The following is a 16,023-nucleotide window of genomic DNA, read 5'->3' as shown; positions in this document are numbered from 1 at the left end:
AAGGGGTGAAAATAATGAGCTTATTACAAGTAAAAGAAATAAACCATAGTTATGAATCTAAGAAGTTTTTTAAATGGAAGGATCAGAATCAATCAAAAAATGGACTCATTGATATTTCTTTTTCTATTGATGAGGGTTCATGTTTAGGATTACTTGGTACAAGTGGAGCAGGGAAAAGTACCTTAGGAAAAGTGATACTAGGCATACAACGTCCGCAGCAAGGTCAGGTTTTGTTTCAAGGATATGACATCTATAAAGCGGATAAGCTTACTCGGCAAAAAATTCGTCGCGATCTCCAGGTTGTTTTTCAAGATTCATATTCATCGGTTAATCCTCGAATGACTGCTGAACGTATTATAGGAGAGCCATTAGAGAACTACGAAAAACTAACAATAGGAGAACAAAGAAGAAGGGTTATTGAGCTATTAGAAAGAGTAGGATTAAGTGAAGAGGATTTAAAAAAATACCCACATCAATTTAGCGGTGGACAATTGCAAAGGATTAATATTGCTAGAGCAATCGCTCTTAAACCGAAGTTAATCATCCTAGACGAATCGGTTAGTAGTTTAGATATGGTTACACAAAGCTTAATATTAGAATTATTAAGAGAATTAAAGGATGACTTCGGTTTATCCTATCTGTTTATTACACATGATATTAAAGCGGCCTTTTCAATTTCTGATACTTTCGGTGTGCTTGAAAAAGGAGAATTAATTGAGTTTTACGATTCAAAAGACCAGTTTTTTTCCTCCAAACATCCGACAGTCGCACGAATGAGAGACTCGATTCTTGCTGAACACCCACGTTTTCGCTCAATTACTACGAGGGCGAACAGGGGTTAGCACAAAACTGCGAATGGAGTACCTAAATATCGTGAAATCAGAAATAAAACGTAGGCATGATGTCACAACACCAAAAATGCTGTGACTTTTTGTTATTTAAAGGGGAAGTTATATGAGTATACAGAGATCTACTTATTCAAGCACTATACAGACATCATCTCTAACAAATAAACAATATATGGCTTTAGCCGTACCCATTATTATATCTCAGATGACAACTCCTCTCCTAGGAGCAGTTGATACTGCGGTAGTCGGTCAACTTCCTAATCCAATCTTTATAGGTGGTGTGGCGGTTGGAAGCCTAATATTTAATACATTATACTGGGTGCTTGGTTTTTTAAGAGTGAGTACATCAGGTTTCACCTCTCAAGCCCACGGTGCCAATAATCATGTTGAATTACAGTACTCCCTATTAAGACCGATGTTCATTGCAATGGTCATAGGTGGATTATTTGTCTTGCTCCAAGAGCCTATTAAATGGGCAGCTTTAACGATCATAGACCCTAGTTCTGGTGTAGCTGAACAAGCTGCATTATATTATGATATTCGTATCTGGGGTGCTCCCTTTACTCTAATGAGCTATGTGATTCTTGGATGGCTAATCGGCTCGTCTCATGTAAAATTAACTGTATATTTGCAAATAGGGATGAACGTTCTGAATATTCTATTAGATATTGTATTTGTTACTAGTTTGAATATGGGGGTTGTGGGTGTTTCCATCGCAAGTCTGATTGCAGAGGTCGGAGTAACAGTAGTAGGAATCTTCATCTTAATAAAGTTAAAATTAGTAGACCTTACATCAATTCAACTAATTAAAAATATTTTTGAAAAAAATGTATTTTTAAAAATGATTAAGGTAAATCGTGATTTGTTCATTAGGTCGATCAGCCTGTTAACTGTCTATACGCTTTTTACTTCAAAAGGGGCACAAATGGGGGAAGTGGAGCTTGCTGCTAATGCCATTCTGTTTCAGCTGCATTATATTATGGCCTATGCTTTAGGTGGTTTTGGGAATGCCGGCAGTATATTGGTTGGTAGAGCTATTGGTGCAAATAATCTTTCAATGTTCAATGAAACCATTAAGTTATCTGCAAAGTGGGGGATTTTATCAGGGGTCTTTTTATCATTACTGTTTTTTATTTGTTCTTCTTTTATTTACCCTCTTTTTACCTCAATAGAACAAGTCATACAATGTATTTTACAATACCAAGGATGGCTTTTATTATTTCCTGTAGTGGGATTTTGGGGAATCATTCTCAATGGAGTTTTTTCTGGTGCGACAGAAGCGATTCAAATTAGAAATTCAATGATCATTTCTATGATTCTATTTATTATTTTAGTTTACTTGTTAACTCCAATACTTGGGAATCACGGATTATGGATATCCTTTACTTTATTTACTTTATCACGTTCTCTTGTTTTAGGGTTTTATTTACCTAAATTGTCAAAAGGGTTATTTTAAATAACAGGTTCCCACTCAAGATATGTGTAAGCAGTCGTGAAAATTATACTAAAAGAAGGCAACTAATCCTTATGTGAGTTGCCTTCTCATGGTTCTTGCAATGCATTAACAAAGCTGTATTTGTTGTGGATTGTTCCGTCTGATTGACAGATTATTTTTTCAACTAATGAAATAAGAGTTTGAGGGGTCAAATCCGTACATTGATACTGATTTATCATATTTCCTATTATTTTTAAGCGCGAGGTCCCAATTTTATATTATGAGTAAAAAAGATTATTACTTGTGCAAGTAACGGACGCCATTCTTTCAAAAAGAGTGCGCTCTTTTTGAGTTGGTCTAGATTGTTAATGTCATTGCCACGTAATATTCTTAAAATTAATGAAGTATTGATTGTAATATTAATGGAACAGAAAGCCCAGAATTTGGTTTAGTGTTATGGGCAGTTTTAGTGGACGGAAAGAAACGTTTTGGGTATAGTATACGTATTAAAAAAGCTCGAAAAATAACCTAAATAGAGTCTTTTAGTGATGGAAATATTTAGATAGGAAGGCGTAAATATGGCAAAATCATTTTATCATTTTTTGATGAAATATCGACACCCAGAGCCAAGCGATACTGTAAGTCACTTTGCAAACCATGCATACCATGATCACAGTTTTCCAAAAGGATCAACAGATTACCATGAAATCAGTGCGTATCTTGAACTGAACGGTCATTATTTAAAAAGCATGTCCATTTTTGATGAGGCATGGGATATTTATCATTTAACCGAAAGATAGGTCTATAACCTATCTTTTTTTTTGGCTGTTTTCTAAGAGATTGTTGTTTTTGAACGAGTTTTGAATGCATGCAGCTGAAAATAAAGCTGATAGTGAGCACCTGGAGCGGAAATCAACCACACTTCTCTTTTAGTAAATAACAACAAAGTTTACGAAAACAGCCTTTTTTTTTTGGAAAAAAGGCGAATGGTGTTTTTTATCAACACGTTGCTAAGAGGCATTTGCTGTGCCTTTTTATATTACAAGTGCATATAATATCAAAAATAATTTCACGGCTATCATTGAAAGGATGGAGGATATGGATAATGGGAAAAAACCGAACAAACCTAAATATAAAATCGGTGATACAGTCGTGATTATCATGTATGGAACGGTAGGAAAGATCACTGATTTAAGATGGCTTGATGGAATGTATGTTTATGAAATAGATAAAAGCGAAGGGCTCTATTTTGAAAAAAAATTGGAACTCTTATCTGAATATAAAGGCGAAATAGTTGAAAAGGAACACATTGAGATTGAATATAAATTCTTTTTTGGAGACATTGTCCAGGTGAAGGGGTATGGAGCGGAATTATTTAAAATTGTTGGTTTTCGTACTGAAATATGGCGTTATAAGGAAAATGCCTGGGAAGATGTAATTTACGAGTTATCAAGAATTAGAGATGGGGAATGGTTAGAGGCAGGTGAAGAAGAGCTAACATTAGTGGCTGATGCTGAAAATGCAGATATGTTTATCCAAAAGCTTGGACTACTGTTTTTAGCGAACAAACCACAAGCGAACCTCAATCTTCCTGAACCAAAGAACCCGATTAGAAAAGCAGAGCAGGAAGAGTTGAATAAAAAAATGGAAAAGAAAGAATATATCGACTTCCTTTTGGATGTATATAATGATTATAAGATCTTATACAACCTATTCCACGATTCTGAATATAAGAAGGTTATGCGGGTTGTATTGAAAAAGCTGGCCTCTATTGTCAATGGTGATGAAATCAATCGTGTTTAGCAAAAAAATAGAAAAACATATTATCCCACCTAGTTTATTTCCCCACAACAAGTCCCTTCATATCTTGTCCATTGTTAAGGTCTTTTAAAGTATTGAATCATATAGGTGAACTATGTCTGTTAATTGAAAATATGAGGGTATGAAAAAAGAACAACGGTCATACATTCCAATAAAGGGGGCGATACTGTGAGAGAAATCGAAGTTTTCATTGACACGGAAGAAATAGCAGAATTTTTCTTTCATGAACTTTTAAAACGGGGATACGTTCCCACTGAGGAAGAACTGGAGGAGATGGCTGATATAACGTTCGAATACTTAGTAGAAAAAAGTATCATTGATGAAGAAGTTGCGGAAGATTAACATAGATAACGAAATGACGAGTAGATACTCGTCATTTTTTGTGTACTAAATAGAAACCTTTTGCCTTCGGTATCGTATAATTAATTTACAAGGAATTTTCTAAATGTATTGAAAATAGGGAAGGGGAAACGGGAAATGTCTTTATTTAATAAGGTGCTCGCAAGTGTTGGGATGGGTTCTGCTACAGTCAATACGAAATTGGAAAGCGATAAATTAGTTCCAGGCCAGGAAGTCAAAGGAATTGTTGAAATCAAAGGCGGAAGTATTGATCAAAAAATAAATGAAATTTATTTGTCATTGTACACTACATATATTAAAGAGGCAGATGAAAAGAAATACACAAATAATGCTTTAATTGACCAGGTCCGAATAAATGACCCATTTGTCATCAAAAAACAGGAAACCAAACAAATTCCATTTTCCTTTGAACTTCCAATAGACACACCAATATCTTTAGGAAAGACACAAATCTGGGTTGCTACAGGTTTAGATATTAAAAATGCAGTCGATCCATCTGATAAAGATTTTCTGAAGGTAATCCCAGATTCATTAACTCAAACCGTTTTAAATGTGATAAATGATCTTGGCTTTCGTCTTCGTGAGGTAGAGTGTGAGGAGGCACCATACCGCCTCCGTCGTCGTTTACCATTTGTTCAGGAGTTTGAATTTGTGCCAATTACTGGATCATTTAAAGGTCGTCTTGATGAACTCGAAGTTCTGTTCTTTCCAATCTCCACAACAGAAACGGAAATCTTTATGCAGGTTGACCGTAGAGCGCGTGGTTTAGGTGGATTTTTAGCAGAAGCATTTGAGATGGATGAAAGCCATGTTCATTTCACGATAAAATCAAGTGATTTACATTCGATTAGTGAAAAAATAACCGCTATGATCCAAAGGTTTTCATAATATTTGTCAGGGTGGAGATTCTTCTCCACCCTTTTTTGGTCTATTTTTGGAAAGTTCTTAAAAAACGACAAAAAAACAAGAAAACTGATGAAGGATTCGACAAAAGCAATGTTTAATTTATTAATAAACAATTAAAAGAATTTTGTGATAATTTAGCATTAGAATAGTTACCGATAAAATGATTGAAATGAGGAGGAGTCATTATGTTAAAGGAATTAGTTGGAAAACGAAAAAAAAGATTTGATGTAACCCTTTACCAAACTCCGGTATTCAGTCAAAAGAAGGGATACCAGGAAGTATATCGTTTACCTGTTGAGGAGAATAACCATAAGGAATGCTTGGATAATGTCTTTAAAGTATTTAATATCTCGGATTGCATTCCAAACGATTATGGCGGAAGATATGTTGGGACTGGAGATATAATTTCAATTGAGGAAGGAAGGAACGGTCAATCATTCTACCAACTTCAGTCAGGAGGATGGATGAAAATCAATCGAATCCGTTTAAGGTAAAAAGAGGAGAGCGAAAGCTTCCTCTTTTTTTGATCTAAACGATACTGAAATCTAATTAGTTTTGTAATTATTGTTTGTTTTTTCGATTATGTGCGGAATTCTCTTTACCATGGGCCTCTTGTTCAGCAATAATCGCTTCTGGTGGAATATGGTTGTTTTTTTTCGGAGAATTAGTTCGATTTCGATGTTTCTTTCCCACATTTACTCCTCCTTTTGATTTGTTTGTTAGATTAAGCTTAATTAAAAAATTGTAAAAACATGATTCATTAACATGGTAAAAGCTTTTTAAGGAAAGGCTAGGTTTAGCTTTTCCTAAATTAATCTATATCATGAAACTTGGAACGATATTTTTCAGCAATGTGATAATATGGTATAGTTTGAATGGTCAATGATGTACACTTGTCTTCATAAGAATGGAGGAAATGAAAATGAGCATTCATATTGCGGCGAAAGAAAATGAAATTGCCGAGACGGTCCTATTACCAGGGGATCCACTCCGAGCAAAATATATTGCAGAGACTTTTTTAGAGAATGCCACTTGTTATAATGAAGTTCGTAACATGTTTGGGTATACGGGTACATATAAAGGGAAAAAAATATCAGTGCAAGGTACTGGAATGGGGGTTCCCTCTATTTCAATTTATATTACTGAATTGATGCAAAGCTATAATGTCCAAAATTTGATTAGAGTTGGTACCTGCGGTGCTATTCAAAAAGATGTTAAGGTTCGGGATGTTATTTTGGCAATGAGTGCTTCAACAGATTCACAAATGAATCGTATTACTTTTGGTGGAATTGATTATGCACCTACTGCCAGTTTTGACCTGCTTAAAAAGGCTTTCGATTCTGGGATAAAAAAAGGATTGAATTTAAACGTTGGGAATGTGTTTACCGCTGATTTATTTTACAACGATAATGCAGACTTTGAAAAATTGGCGAAATACCAGATTTTAGCAATAGAGATGGAAACGGCTGCATTGTACACACTAGCAGCAAAACTTGGGCGAAAGGCCTTATCCGTTTTGACAGTCAGTGATCATATTCTGACTGGAGAAGAAACTACATCAGATGAAAGACAAACAACTTTTAATGACATGATAGAAGTTGCCTTGGAAGCAGCAATAAAGGAATAACGAATTCCCTAAATTACAACGAAAAGGTACCAGTTATAGGTACCTTTTCAATTTGTTCATTCATTTTGAATCAATCAGATTTCACTTATTTTACAATGCATTTTGTCGTTTCGTGGTAAAATACTAAGTATTGTATTTAAATTTGAAAGGTAAGGACAGGTGGGTTTTATGAAAAGATTGCATTATCTAATTGGATTGTGTTTAATCCTTTTAACTGGGTGCAGTCAAATGGATTTATTAGATAAAAAAGCACCATCTAAAAATAATCCAAAAGAGGCACATTATGTGCAAGATGAGCAGCAAACAAACAAACAGGGTAATGAAAATGGTTTAAGGTTAGAGGCGGTATACTTTAATAAGATCCAAGATGTTGCTGGAAAAAGGGTAATCCAAAATCCTCTTAACCTGTTGGCTTTAGTTAACAAGCAGTTTGCCTTGCCTGATGGCTATGTTCCAAATGATCTAACTCGGCCTAACGTAGACTTTTCCTTTGGAAATAAGGACATTGAAAAGAGCTATATGCGTAAGAAAGCTGCAGTTGCATTGGAAAAAATGTTTAAAGATGCGAAAAAAAACGGTGTTGAGTTACAGGCTGTTTCGGGGTACCGTTCATATGATAGGCAAGTTGCATTATTTAATGCTGAGGTGGATAGGGTTGGAAAAGATAAGGCTATCCAAGCAGTCGCTGTTCCTGGGAATAGTGAGCATCAAACAGGCTTAGCAATGGATATCTCAAGCCAAAGTAATAATCTTAATCTTTCGGAAAGTTTTGAAGGAACAAAAGAAGGGAAATGGTTGGCCGAAAATGCTGATCGATTTGGATATATCCTTCGTTATCCAAAAGGAAAAGAGGCAATTACGGGGTATGAGTATGAGCCATGGCATTTCAGATACGTTGGGGAAAAAGCAGCAAAGATAATTTTTGAGAAGAAGCTTACACTTGAAGAATATTTTAAAGTAGTTGAAAAGATTTAAAACAAAGGCTTGATTTGTCGCACAATGTTGATTGGAGTGGAACGGAAATCAACATTCTAGTTTTACAAAGCCAAAACAAAAAGATGAAAAATTATCGACATATTTTATGGAGGCAAAGCCGATTATAACCAAATTCCTTTGTTAAAATGCAGTGAAAAGTGTTATTCTAAAAAACAAGGAAATATTTATCTTTATACAGTTCTTCAAAGGTATAATGAAAGTGGTGAAACGTTTGGAACAGGATAATGTAGAACAAGAAAAGCAAGAGCAACAAGAACATCCAAAAAGTGAATCAACTGCTGGTTTTATTCGTATTAAAAAGTTTTACTTTGTGATGTTATTACTACTATTAGTATTTTTAACAGCAGGTATTACAACTTTTGCGTTGGCTTTTGGAGATGAAAAGGTCGTTACAGTTGGATCAGAGAGGCAAGAATTTGATAAACTCTATACTGCGTACGATACAATTAAACAAGAATATTTTAAAGATGTTAAGGACACTAAATTAATCAATGGTGCCATAAATGGAATGATTGAATCGCTTGATGACCCATATTCAGACTATATGAACGAAGAAGAAGCTGGCAGTTTTCATCAAAGCATATCTTCTTCATTTCAAGGAATAGGGGCAGAAATTCAGGAAAAAGAAGGTCATATTATCATCGTTTCACCTTTAAAAGGTTCTCCAGCTGAAAAGGCAGGATTGAAACCGAATGATATGGTCCTTTCTGTGAATGGAAAAAGCTTGCAAGGAATGAGTTCTCAAGAAGCAGTAACATTAATTAGAGGTAAAAAAGGCACAAAAGTAGATTTATCTATTCAGCGAGCAGGAACTGATGAACCAATGAGTATGTCGATTGTTCGCGACGACATTCCACTCGAAACGGTTTACGGTGAAATGTTAGATGATGGAATTGCAAAAGTACAAATCACTACTTTTTCAGAAAACACAACTCAAGAGCTTGTAGATGTTTTAAAAGATATGAAGGGAAAAGGGATGAAGGGACTAGTTTTAGATTTAAGACAAAATCCCGGTGGACTTTTAGACCAAGCAGTAAATATCTCGAGTATGTTTGTGCCTAATGGCAAAATATTATTTAAGGTTGAAGATAGAAAAGGAAATATAAAGGAATATAAATCAAACAATACAGAGGGAACAACAATTCCTCTAGTTGTGGTAATCGATAAGGGAAGTGCAAGTGCATCAGAGATTTTTGCTTCTGCTGTTCATGAATCAGCTGGAATTCCACTTGTTGGAGAAAAATCATTTGGTAAGGGAACTGTGCAAAGGGCGCAAGATTTCCCAGATGGTTCAAACATTAAATTTACAACTGATAAATGGTTGACCCCAAATGGAAATTGGATTCATAAAAAAGGGATAAAGCCAGAATATGAAGTAGCATTACCTGCCTATGCTTCATTGCCGTTTATCAACCCTGATAAAGAGTACAAGCTATCTTCTTCTTCAAATGAAGTGAAAGCTGCCCAACAGATGTTAAAGGCTATAGGTTATGATCCAGGTAGAGAAGATGGATTCTTTGATGAAAAAACACAAAATGCGATTATCAGTTTGCAAAAAGATGCTAAAATTGAAGCAAATGGTGTTCTTTCAGGGCAAACAACAATGGCTTTAATGGAACGTATAAGAGACCTAATAGTCAAAAATGATACGCAAATTAATAAAGCTATAGAAGTGTTAAAACAGCAAATGGGTTCCTAATAAAAAAAACCTCTTCAACTGAAGAGGTTCAGACTGTCGAGAAACTCTCGACAGTCTATTATTTTACCTAAAAACTTTAGTGATTCACCGCATTAATTTATTTATTTAGGCTCTTCAATAGGTCTGTTGATTTCCGTTCCAGGCGCTTCACTTTCCGCGGGGCGGGCGGTGAGCCTCCTCGGCGCTAAAGCGCCTGCGGGGTCTCACCTGTCCCGCTGCTCCCGCAGGAGTCTTCGCGCCTTCCACTCCAATCAACAGGGTGGTCCCAATACAAACTATCAACTCAACCAATAAATAATAAAAATAAGTTGTGAAATCAATGTTTAAGCCAAAAGAGTCTAGCCAAAGTGAATATGAATTTGTGTCTATTGATTAATTAGTTCCTAACGATCATCGCCTCCGTTTAATTGATAAATATATTAATTTTTCATTTCTTCTTGAAAAAGTTCGCCCGTTTTATAGCGACGATAACGGTCGTCCTTCTGATCCACTTGTTCTATTTAAAATGGTGTTTATAGGCTATCTACGGTATTCATTCCGAAAGACAATTAGAAAGAGGGATAAGAATGAACGTTGCCTACCGCTGGTTTTTAGGTTTAAAGTTCAAAGATCCAGTTCCCCATCACTCTACGATAAGTTGGAATCGTCAACATCGTTTTAAGGATTCGCTACTATCTCAATGTACACGGTCAAAAAACATGGTAAAAGTTGTGACACAACATGTATGGGAAGATAATTTGGAAAAGGTAAGGTTAAATCGGTTATCTATATCGGGAAAAATGCCAAATTTAGAAAGAAAAAAATTGAGCAAGCTTTGCAGACTCAGGAAGAGCTACATGGGCTTCGCTACTGCCGATTACGGGGATTGAAGAAGGTAAGTGAACAGGCTTTCCATACTGCAGCCTGCCAAAACATAAAAAAGATTGCAACACATTTAGCTAGGTTGGATATGGTGTGTTGCAATTCTTTAGACCGATTTGCCCCTAGGTTGATTGGAGCGAAGCACCTGGAGCGGAAATCAACCGGCCATTTAGCAGGCTACAAATAATACAAAAAAATTGCCGAGAAAAATACTCTTTCTCGACAATCTGAACCTCTTCAACTGAAGAGGTTTTTTATGTCTTTCTGCTACCCTTTCTGCATGATTTTGGACCACAAGGGAAAAACTTAAATATCGTTTTTTTTACGAAAATCACAGAAATTGAGTGGGGAAAATGAAAGGGAAAATCATCATTATTGCTTTATCAGTGGTTTTACTGTTTTCGAATATCCCATACTTTACAAGTAACGGGTATGCAGAAAATGAGATCAATTTGCTACCGTGGAAAAAGGTTAATAAGGTTTTACCAAAGTATAGTAAGTTCATTGTTATGGATATTGAAACAGGAAAGGAATTTTGGGTTCAAAGAAGGGCAGGGAGCCGTCATGCGGATGTTCAGCCAATAACACATCATGACACAAAAATAATGAAACAAATTTATGATGGAAAATGGAGCTGGAGAAGGCGAGCGATTATTGTCAAAAGTGGCAATAAGAAGATTGCTGGTTCTATGCATGGTATGCCACATGGTGGGGGTGCATTGGAAAATAATTTTCCTGGACATTTTTGTATTCACTTTTTTGGAAGTACTACTCATCGGACCAACAACATGGATTTATCGCATAAATTAATGATTTTGAAGGCTGCTGGCCAACTGCCAAGCCATTTGGCGACACCTGACCCCTATGAAGTTGTGAATGCCTATTTCGCTGGATTAAAAGAGCAGGATCAAACAATAGTTTCAATCATTTCACTTCAGCCTGTTCAATGGAAAGATTTGTTAAGTAAAATTGAAGCTGTTCGGATTACCCAAATGACGGTACTACCCATAGAAGATCTTAACGCCGAAATACATATGTCGATACCTATCAATGTTGACTGGTTTATCAAGGATATAGGATTAAAAAGATTTCATGGTAATATTGAACTGATTCGTTTTTCGCAAACAGATCCATGGAAGGTCGACTCCTTGTCCTTTCTCGAAAATAACAACTTATCCTTTAAACTTGATGAAACAAGCTTGAGATTTTGATCTCGAGCTTTTTCATTGATACAGAGGGAATTTCTTTGCATTATTATGTCCAATTATGTAACAATACGTTAGAGTGATATTTTCTAAGGAGTTCCATTCGGTGGAGATACACCATTTTGCATATTTGCTGGATCAATACGATACATATTGATGATGGAAAGTTTAAATATTTTAGTAGATTACGAAAATGGGGAAATAAAGAGGTGGATAAGTGATGAAAAAGCATGTTTATTTATGGGGAGCCCTAGTATTACTGATGATTGTTTTAACCTCATGCTCTCAAAGTGGGGAAGAAAAAGATGATACACCCAAAATGCTCGATGTTAAATTAACGGTAAATCCCACTCAAGTTCAGCCAAACGAAATGATAACATTTAAGGCGGATGTGACTTATGGCAAGGAAAAGGTAACGGATGCTGATGAGGTAACCTTTGAATTTTGGCGATCCAAGGATGAAAAGCACCAAAAGGTGAAAGTTGCTAAGGCAACAAATGGGGTCTATCAGCTTGAAAAGAGCTTTACTACTGAAGGGACTTATTATGTGATTTCTCATGTTACTGCAGAAAGTATGCATAGTATGCCCAGAGTCGAATTTGTTGTAGGCAGTCCAAGTGAGCCTGAACCTGCACACTCAGCGAAAATGGATATGTAAAATATAAAATGAAAAGGCTGATATTTCAGCCTTTTTCTGGTTTTGAGCGGAAATTCACTTTTGCTTTCTCTAAATCTTTCATTTTTTTTGCAACCTTTTTTTCAACTTTTTCCGTACCTTCGTAGCTTGTGCCAATATTTAATCTTCCTGTCAATTCTTTGATTCCTAATTGTCCTAAATTATTTGTATAGTCAAGTTTCTCAACAATGATTTTATCAATCCTAAGGTTCTCGATGTGAACAGAAGGGGGAGCTTCGTTTTGCGTGATATCTATGTCCTTAGGATTTTTTTTAGGTATTTCGAGCTTGGCAAGACGTGCTTCTAAATCCGTTATTTTAGAGAGTAAAGCTGAGATATGGCTACTTGCACTTTTTGGGAATATCCACGCTTTAACACTGAAACCCTTTTTTTTACTCATAATGAGTCACTCTTATCGAATGAAATCTCTACAAATTCCGTATCTCCCTTCTCTATGGGAAGGAAAACTTTTAGGATTCCGTTATCAAAGCTGGTGGTAACCTTATTTTTTGAAACAGGAATAGGTAATTCGATTTTTTTCTCGAATTTTCGATTTGGTCTTTCCTTCAAGTAGTATTGTATTTTCGGAAATAGGCTTTTAAATTCTCCTCTAATAATAAGTTGGGTGTTTTGTAAAGCAATATATATTTCTTGAGGATTGATACCTGGGAGTTCAGCCTCGACTATCAACATGCCTTCGTATTCATAAAGATCACAATGAGGTAGAATCTCACGTTGTTGCATAAATGAATTTGGATCTATGTTAAATTTGTCGCGTTGGGAGTTGTTTTTTTCACCATCCTGAAAGATATCCTTCCAAAGATGGGTGGCTTGATATTGTTTTGTCATATCAAGCCATTGTTTTAATTTTTCCATATCCATGACAAACCCTCCTTAATGCTCTGTTTATCACACTTTAATGGGTAGTAAAAACACTCTTCGGTAGAAGTTCTACTTTATGTCATCATATTTATCTTTCTCAAAATCAATGCGAAAATTAAAATTGACGCCTAGAGAGTTTCCGTGACGTCAATTTCGCAGAATTGCATATCCACACTTTTGGGGATCTTTATTTCTAGTGTTCCGTCCTTATAGTTAGCGGTTGCACCTTTCTTTTTGACGATTGCTGGGAGTGTCAATGTATGTTTATCTTCAGAATGGGGGATGTGTTCAATAATCATGAGATTTGCAGTATGGTATAATTTCATTTCTCTCAGCCATTCTTCTGATTTAATGATAATCCGAACATAAATATACTCATGTGTCTCAAAAATAGAGGTTTGTAGTGAAGATTGATGGTTTGACGATGGTGAGTTGCTCGATGAAGTTTGGTTAGTTGTATTCGGGAAAATTCCTCTTAATAACTCTTGAGGATTCATCATTCCTTCCGCATAATTAGGTAACATTTTACTCATGATTTCTTTTGTGTATTTTTCAATCTCATTAGGGTTTACATTATCCATCATCTTTTTCATGTTGTCATTAAAAGGGAATAAATTCCATGGGAACACATATCATTCCTCCTTTCAGAACAGAACTCTTTTTACAGTTGGTTTACCATTGGTAAAGAAGGATTAGCAATTTGGTCTTGGTCACTAACATCTAAATCAGCAACGCCATTTGTTGACACAGCGTTACTTGAGGAAATATCCCCATAGGCAATATTCGAACCAACTGTTTTATAGTTTGAGGTGTGGCTATTATGAACGGTAGGGCCAATATCCACATTGGCATTACTGGTCATTCCGTTTGTTTTTATGCTAAATATATTAATTTGATAGGGCATTCAAGCTCACATTCCTTTTATATTTGATTTGAAATGACATTGGCAGGGTTTGCGATATCGCCCTGATCATTCATGTCTGGATCAATAAAGACGTTTTCCATAGCGGCTGTCGGAGGAGCAAAATCTCCGAAGGATGCGTTGTGACCTTGTGATTTTGTGTTTGCAGTTGGTGAATTGTGTAATGCCTCTCCGATATTAAGTGAGCCATTGTTAGAAATACTGTTGATTTTTAAGTTAAAGATATTAATTACTGTCTGCATCCTCTCACTTCCTTTTAAGTTGATATTGTATAGTATGCAATTAAAAGCCCAACCGTTAAGAAAAGTTAACAAGGAAAAAAATCGACCAGTAAATATGCTTCTCCTGTATACAATGCAAAAAACAAAAAAAGGATCATCTCAGTTTAAATAAGATGATCCTTTTTTATGTTTTGATATTGATGCTTTTGAATTGAAACGAGGCGAACCGTTAAACAAATGGCTCCAACAGCTAATCCGGTTATTAATCCGACCCAGTACCCATAGGGTCCCCAAGCTGTGAAGTTTGCCAAAAAATAACCAAAAGGAAGGCCGACTGCCCAGTAGGATACAAGTGCCATGATAAAAGTTATATTAACGTCCTTGTAGCCCCTTAGTGCCCCTTGAACGGGTGCCTGGATTGCATCAGAAAGCTGAAAGAAAAGGGCGTACAGGAGAAAGTGAGCAGTTAGTTTTTGAACGGATGGGTCATCAGTATAGATCCCAGCGATTTCATGTCTGAAAAGTAACAATATAATCCCGGAAAAAAATGCCATCGCAACAGCTATTGCCACTCCAATGAAACTGTATTCACGAGCATCCTGAAAACGCTTAGATCCAACCTCAAATCCAACCACAATAGTCAAAGCCATTGAGATACTAAGCGGTATCATGTAAATGAATGATGCAAAATTCATGGCTGATTGATGAGAAGCAATTGTTACAGTATTAAAATCACTCATTAATATAGTAACGGCTGAAAATATACTTGTTTCAAAAAAGATCGACAAGCCAATTGGTATCCCAATTTTTAATATTTCTTTCCACTTATTAATGGAAACAGCATAAAAACTTTTAAATATACCATAGGATAGGAAAGGCCGCTGAGTATGGATGATGGCTGCTGCAATAATAGTAATAATCCAATAAGTGATGGCCGTTGCATATCCGGTCCCGACCCCGCCAAGTTCTGGAAATCCGAATTTTCCATAAATGAGTAAATAATTAAAAATGATATTAATCGGTAAGGAACAAATTGTAATGATCATTGAAACCCGTGTTTTACCAAGTGCATCAATAAATGAACGGAGCACATTGAAAATAAACAGTGGAATCATTCCATAGCTTAAAGCAATTAAGTAATTTTGAGAAATGGATTCAACTTCATTATCTAATTTCATACTATTTAACACGGGTACAAGAATAAAAGATCCAAGAATAATGACAATAATAGCTAACAAAACAGCTAAATAGATCCCTTGTATTACTGAAAAAGCTACTTTTTCTTTGTTCTTTGCTCCAACAAGTTGCGCAATGATTGGAGTTACAGCAAGCATCCCAGTGAGTCCAGTAAAAACAGGTACCCATAAAGAAGAACCTATTGCAACACCAGCTAGATCAACAGAACTGTAATGCCCCGACATGGTTGTGTCAAAAAAATTCATCATCATAAGTCCAACCTGGGAAATCAAAATTGGAATGAAAATAGTTAATAATAACTTAAGTTTCTCGGACTTCTTTATTTTATTGTACATTAATAAAATCCTCTGTTTCTAATCAAATTATA

20 protein-coding genes and 1 pseudogene are annotated in these 16,023 nt (G+C 35.7%); 14 read left to right on the top strand and 7 right to left on the bottom strand.

Annotated features, from left to right (window positions below; translation table 11 throughout):
• Window positions 1–14: 14 nt before the first annotated feature.
• The 7 genes from nikE (at window position 15) to B1NLA3E_RS13740 (ending at window position 5,864) form a co-directional block, all read left to right on the top strand.
• Window positions 15–842, top strand: a complete 828-nt coding sequence (nikE, locus tag B1NLA3E_RS13765; protein WP_015594443.1) for a nickel import ATP-binding protein NikE — start codon at window positions 15–17, stop codon at window positions 840–842.
• A 112-nt stretch (window positions 843–954) separates the two neighbouring features.
• The gene (locus B1NLA3E_RS13760) at window positions 955–2,304 is read left to right on the top strand and encodes an MATE family efflux transporter (RefSeq protein ID WP_015594442.1); all 1,350 of its coding nucleotides are present in this window, start codon (window positions 955–957) and stop codon (window positions 2,302–2,304) included.
• Window positions 2,305–2,861: 557 nt separating this feature from the next.
• The gene (locus B1NLA3E_RS13755) at window positions 2,862–3,083 is read left to right on the top strand and encodes a YozE family protein (RefSeq protein WP_015594441.1); all 222 of its coding nucleotides are present in this window, start codon (window positions 2,862–2,864) and stop codon (window positions 3,081–3,083) included.
• Window positions 3,084–3,381: 298 nt separating this feature from the next.
• Entirely contained in the window at window positions 3,382–4,086 is a 705-nt protein-coding gene (locus B1NLA3E_RS13750; protein ID WP_041581109.1) for a hypothetical protein, read from the top strand.
• 186 nt (window positions 4,087–4,272) lie between these two features.
• The gene (locus B1NLA3E_RS24065) at window positions 4,273–4,446 is read left to right on the top strand and encodes a YozD family protein (protein WP_015594439.1); all 174 of its coding nucleotides are present in this window, start codon (window positions 4,273–4,275) and stop codon (window positions 4,444–4,446) included.
• 135 nt (window positions 4,447–4,581) lie between these two features.
• Window positions 4,582–5,352: a sporulation protein gene (locus B1NLA3E_RS13745; RefSeq protein ID WP_041580538.1), complete on the top strand. Its 771-nt coding sequence runs from the start codon at window positions 4,582–4,584 to the stop codon at window positions 5,350–5,352.
• Window positions 5,353–5,555: 203 nt separating this feature from the next.
• Window positions 5,556–5,864 (top strand): YodL domain-containing protein, encoded by a 309-nt coding sequence (locus B1NLA3E_RS13740; protein ID WP_015594437.1) that lies wholly within the window; start codon window positions 5,556–5,558, stop codon window positions 5,862–5,864.
• 67 nt (window positions 5,865–5,931) lie between these two features.
• Here B1NLA3E_RS13740 and B1NLA3E_RS25830 read toward each other — a convergent pair whose 3' ends face one another.
• Window positions 5,932–6,063 carry a hypothetical protein gene (locus B1NLA3E_RS25830; protein ID WP_268870634.1) on the bottom strand — a complete coding sequence of 44 codons (132 nt, stop codon included), beginning with the start codon at window positions 6,061–6,063 and terminating at the stop codon, window positions 5,932–5,934.
• 229 nt (window positions 6,064–6,292) lie between these two features.
• Between B1NLA3E_RS25830 and deoD the strand changes: the two genes are divergently transcribed.
• The 7 genes and pseudogenes from deoD to B1NLA3E_RS13710 all read left to right on the top strand — a co-directional run bounded on the left by deoD (window position 6,293) and on the right by B1NLA3E_RS13710 (window position 12,416).
• Window positions 6,293–6,997, top strand: coding sequence for a purine-nucleoside phosphorylase (gene deoD, locus B1NLA3E_RS13735; protein WP_015594436.1), 705 nt, complete (start codon window positions 6,293–6,295; stop codon window positions 6,995–6,997).
• Between the two features lie 168 nt (window positions 6,998–7,165).
• The gene (locus B1NLA3E_RS13730; protein ID WP_041580537.1) at window positions 7,166–7,972 is read left to right on the top strand and encodes a M15 family metallopeptidase; all 807 of its coding nucleotides are present in this window, start codon (window positions 7,166–7,168) and stop codon (window positions 7,970–7,972) included.
• 214 nt (window positions 7,973–8,186) lie between these two features.
• Window positions 8,187–9,692, top strand: coding sequence for a S41 family peptidase (locus B1NLA3E_RS13725; protein WP_041580536.1), 1,506 nt, complete (start codon window positions 8,187–8,189; stop codon window positions 9,690–9,692).
• A 319-nt stretch (window positions 9,693–10,011) separates the two neighbouring features.
• Window positions 10,012–10,372: pseudogene (locus tag B1NLA3E_RS26035) on the top strand (transposase); the annotation flags it as partial.
• 134 nt (window positions 10,373–10,506) lie between these two features.
• Complete coding sequence (locus B1NLA3E_RS26030; RefSeq protein ID WP_442852642.1) at window positions 10,507–10,740, top strand: hypothetical protein; 234 nt, start codon at window positions 10,507–10,509, stop codon at window positions 10,738–10,740.
• Between the two features lie 166 nt (window positions 10,741–10,906).
• A complete protein-coding gene (locus B1NLA3E_RS13715; protein ID WP_015594433.1) occupies window positions 10,907–11,764 on the top strand; it encodes a hypothetical protein in 858 nt (285 codons plus the stop codon).
• A 214-nt stretch (window positions 11,765–11,978) separates the two neighbouring features.
• Window positions 11,979–12,416 (top strand): FixH family protein, encoded by a 438-nt coding sequence (locus B1NLA3E_RS13710; protein WP_015594432.1) that lies wholly within the window; start codon window positions 11,979–11,981, stop codon window positions 12,414–12,416.
• Window positions 12,417–12,441: 25 nt separating this feature from the next.
• Here the strand turns inward: B1NLA3E_RS13710 and B1NLA3E_RS23320 are convergent, their stop codons facing one another.
• From B1NLA3E_RS23320 to B1NLA3E_RS13680, 6 genes are all read right to left on the bottom strand, one after another.
• A complete protein-coding gene (locus tag B1NLA3E_RS23320; RefSeq protein ID WP_015594431.1) occupies window positions 12,442–12,834 on the bottom strand; it encodes a hypothetical protein in 393 nt (130 codons plus the stop codon).
• Window positions 12,831–13,316, bottom strand: coding sequence for an Hsp20/alpha crystallin family protein (locus B1NLA3E_RS23315; RefSeq protein ID WP_015594430.1), 486 nt, complete (start codon window positions 13,314–13,316; stop codon window positions 12,831–12,833). Before B1NLA3E_RS23315 ends, B1NLA3E_RS23320 begins: the two co-directional genes overlap by 4 nt.
• A 128-nt stretch (window positions 13,317–13,444) precedes the next feature.
• Complete coding sequence (locus tag B1NLA3E_RS13695; RefSeq protein WP_015594429.1) at window positions 13,445–13,945, bottom strand: Hsp20/alpha crystallin family protein; 501 nt, start codon at window positions 13,943–13,945, stop codon at window positions 13,445–13,447.
• Window positions 13,946–13,977: 32 nt separating this feature from the next.
• Window positions 13,978–14,220 carry a spore germination protein gene (locus tag B1NLA3E_RS13690; protein WP_015594428.1) on the bottom strand — a complete coding sequence of 81 codons (243 nt, stop codon included), beginning with the start codon at window positions 14,218–14,220 and terminating at the stop codon, window positions 13,978–13,980.
• 17 nt (window positions 14,221–14,237) lie between these two features.
• A complete protein-coding gene (locus tag B1NLA3E_RS13685; RefSeq protein WP_041580535.1) occupies window positions 14,238–14,480 on the bottom strand; it encodes a spore germination protein in 243 nt (80 codons plus the stop codon).
• Window positions 14,481–14,623: 143 nt separating this feature from the next.
• On the bottom strand, window positions 14,624–15,991 hold the full coding sequence (locus B1NLA3E_RS13680; protein ID WP_015594426.1) for an MATE family efflux transporter: 1,368 nt from the start codon (window positions 15,989–15,991) through the stop codon (window positions 14,624–14,626).
• Window positions 15,992–16,023: the final 32 nt, after the last annotated feature.

Source organism: Bacillus sp. 1NLA3E (assembly GCF_000242895.2).
GTDB lineage: Bacteria > Bacillota > Bacilli > Bacillales > Cytobacillaceae > Bacillus_BU.
Note: the sequence above shows the minus strand (reverse complement) of the source record. Positions and strands in the feature narration are given on the sequence as shown.

What these genes read in the sequence shown, in the direction of transcription:
- nikE (WP_015594443.1), top strand. Translation starts at nt 15, where the DNA reads ATGAGCTTATTACAAGTAAAAGAAATAAACCATAGTTATGAATCTAAG.
- B1NLA3E_RS13760 (WP_015594442.1), top strand. Translation starts at nt 955, where the DNA reads ATGAGTATACAGAGATCTACTTATTCAAGCACTATACAGACATCATCT.
- B1NLA3E_RS13755 (WP_015594441.1), top strand. Translation starts at nt 2,862, where the DNA reads ATGGCAAAATCATTTTATCATTTTTTGATGAAATATCGACACCCAGAG.
- B1NLA3E_RS13750 (WP_041581109.1), top strand. Translation starts at nt 3,382, where the DNA reads ATGGATAATGGGAAAAAACCGAACAAACCTAAATATAAAATCGGTGAT.
- B1NLA3E_RS13745 (WP_041580538.1), top strand. Translation starts at nt 4,582, where the DNA reads ATGTCTTTATTTAATAAGGTGCTCGCAAGTGTTGGGATGGGTTCTGCT.
- B1NLA3E_RS13740 (WP_015594437.1), top strand. Translation starts at nt 5,556, where the DNA reads ATGTTAAAGGAATTAGTTGGAAAACGAAAAAAAAGATTTGATGTAACC.
- deoD (WP_015594436.1), top strand. Translation starts at nt 6,293, where the DNA reads ATGAGCATTCATATTGCGGCGAAAGAAAATGAAATTGCCGAGACGGTC.
- B1NLA3E_RS13730 (WP_041580537.1), top strand. Translation starts at nt 7,166, where the DNA reads ATGAAAAGATTGCATTATCTAATTGGATTGTGTTTAATCCTTTTAACT.
- B1NLA3E_RS13725 (WP_041580536.1), top strand. Translation starts at nt 8,187, where the DNA reads ATGAAAGTGGTGAAACGTTTGGAACAGGATAATGTAGAACAAGAAAAG.
- B1NLA3E_RS13715 (WP_015594433.1), top strand. Translation starts at nt 10,907, where the DNA reads ATGAAAGGGAAAATCATCATTATTGCTTTATCAGTGGTTTTACTGTTT.
- B1NLA3E_RS13710 (WP_015594432.1), top strand. Translation starts at nt 11,979, where the DNA reads ATGAAAAAGCATGTTTATTTATGGGGAGCCCTAGTATTACTGATGATT.
- B1NLA3E_RS23320 (WP_015594431.1), bottom strand. Translation starts at nt 12,834, where the DNA reads ATGAGTAAAAAAAAGGGTTTCAGTGTTAAAGCGTGGATATTCCCAAAA.
- B1NLA3E_RS23315 (WP_015594430.1), bottom strand. Translation starts at nt 13,316, where the DNA reads ATGGATATGGAAAAATTAAAACAATGGCTTGATATGACAAAACAATAT.
- B1NLA3E_RS13690 (WP_015594428.1), bottom strand. Translation starts at nt 14,220, where the DNA reads ATGCCCTATCAAATTAATATATTTAGCATAAAAACAAACGGAATGACC.
- B1NLA3E_RS13685 (WP_041580535.1), bottom strand. Translation starts at nt 14,480, where the DNA reads ATGCAGACAGTAATTAATATCTTTAACTTAAAAATCAACAGTATTTCT.
- B1NLA3E_RS13680 (WP_015594426.1), bottom strand. Translation starts at nt 15,991, where the DNA reads ATGTACAATAAAATAAAGAAGTCCGAGAAACTTAAGTTATTATTAACT.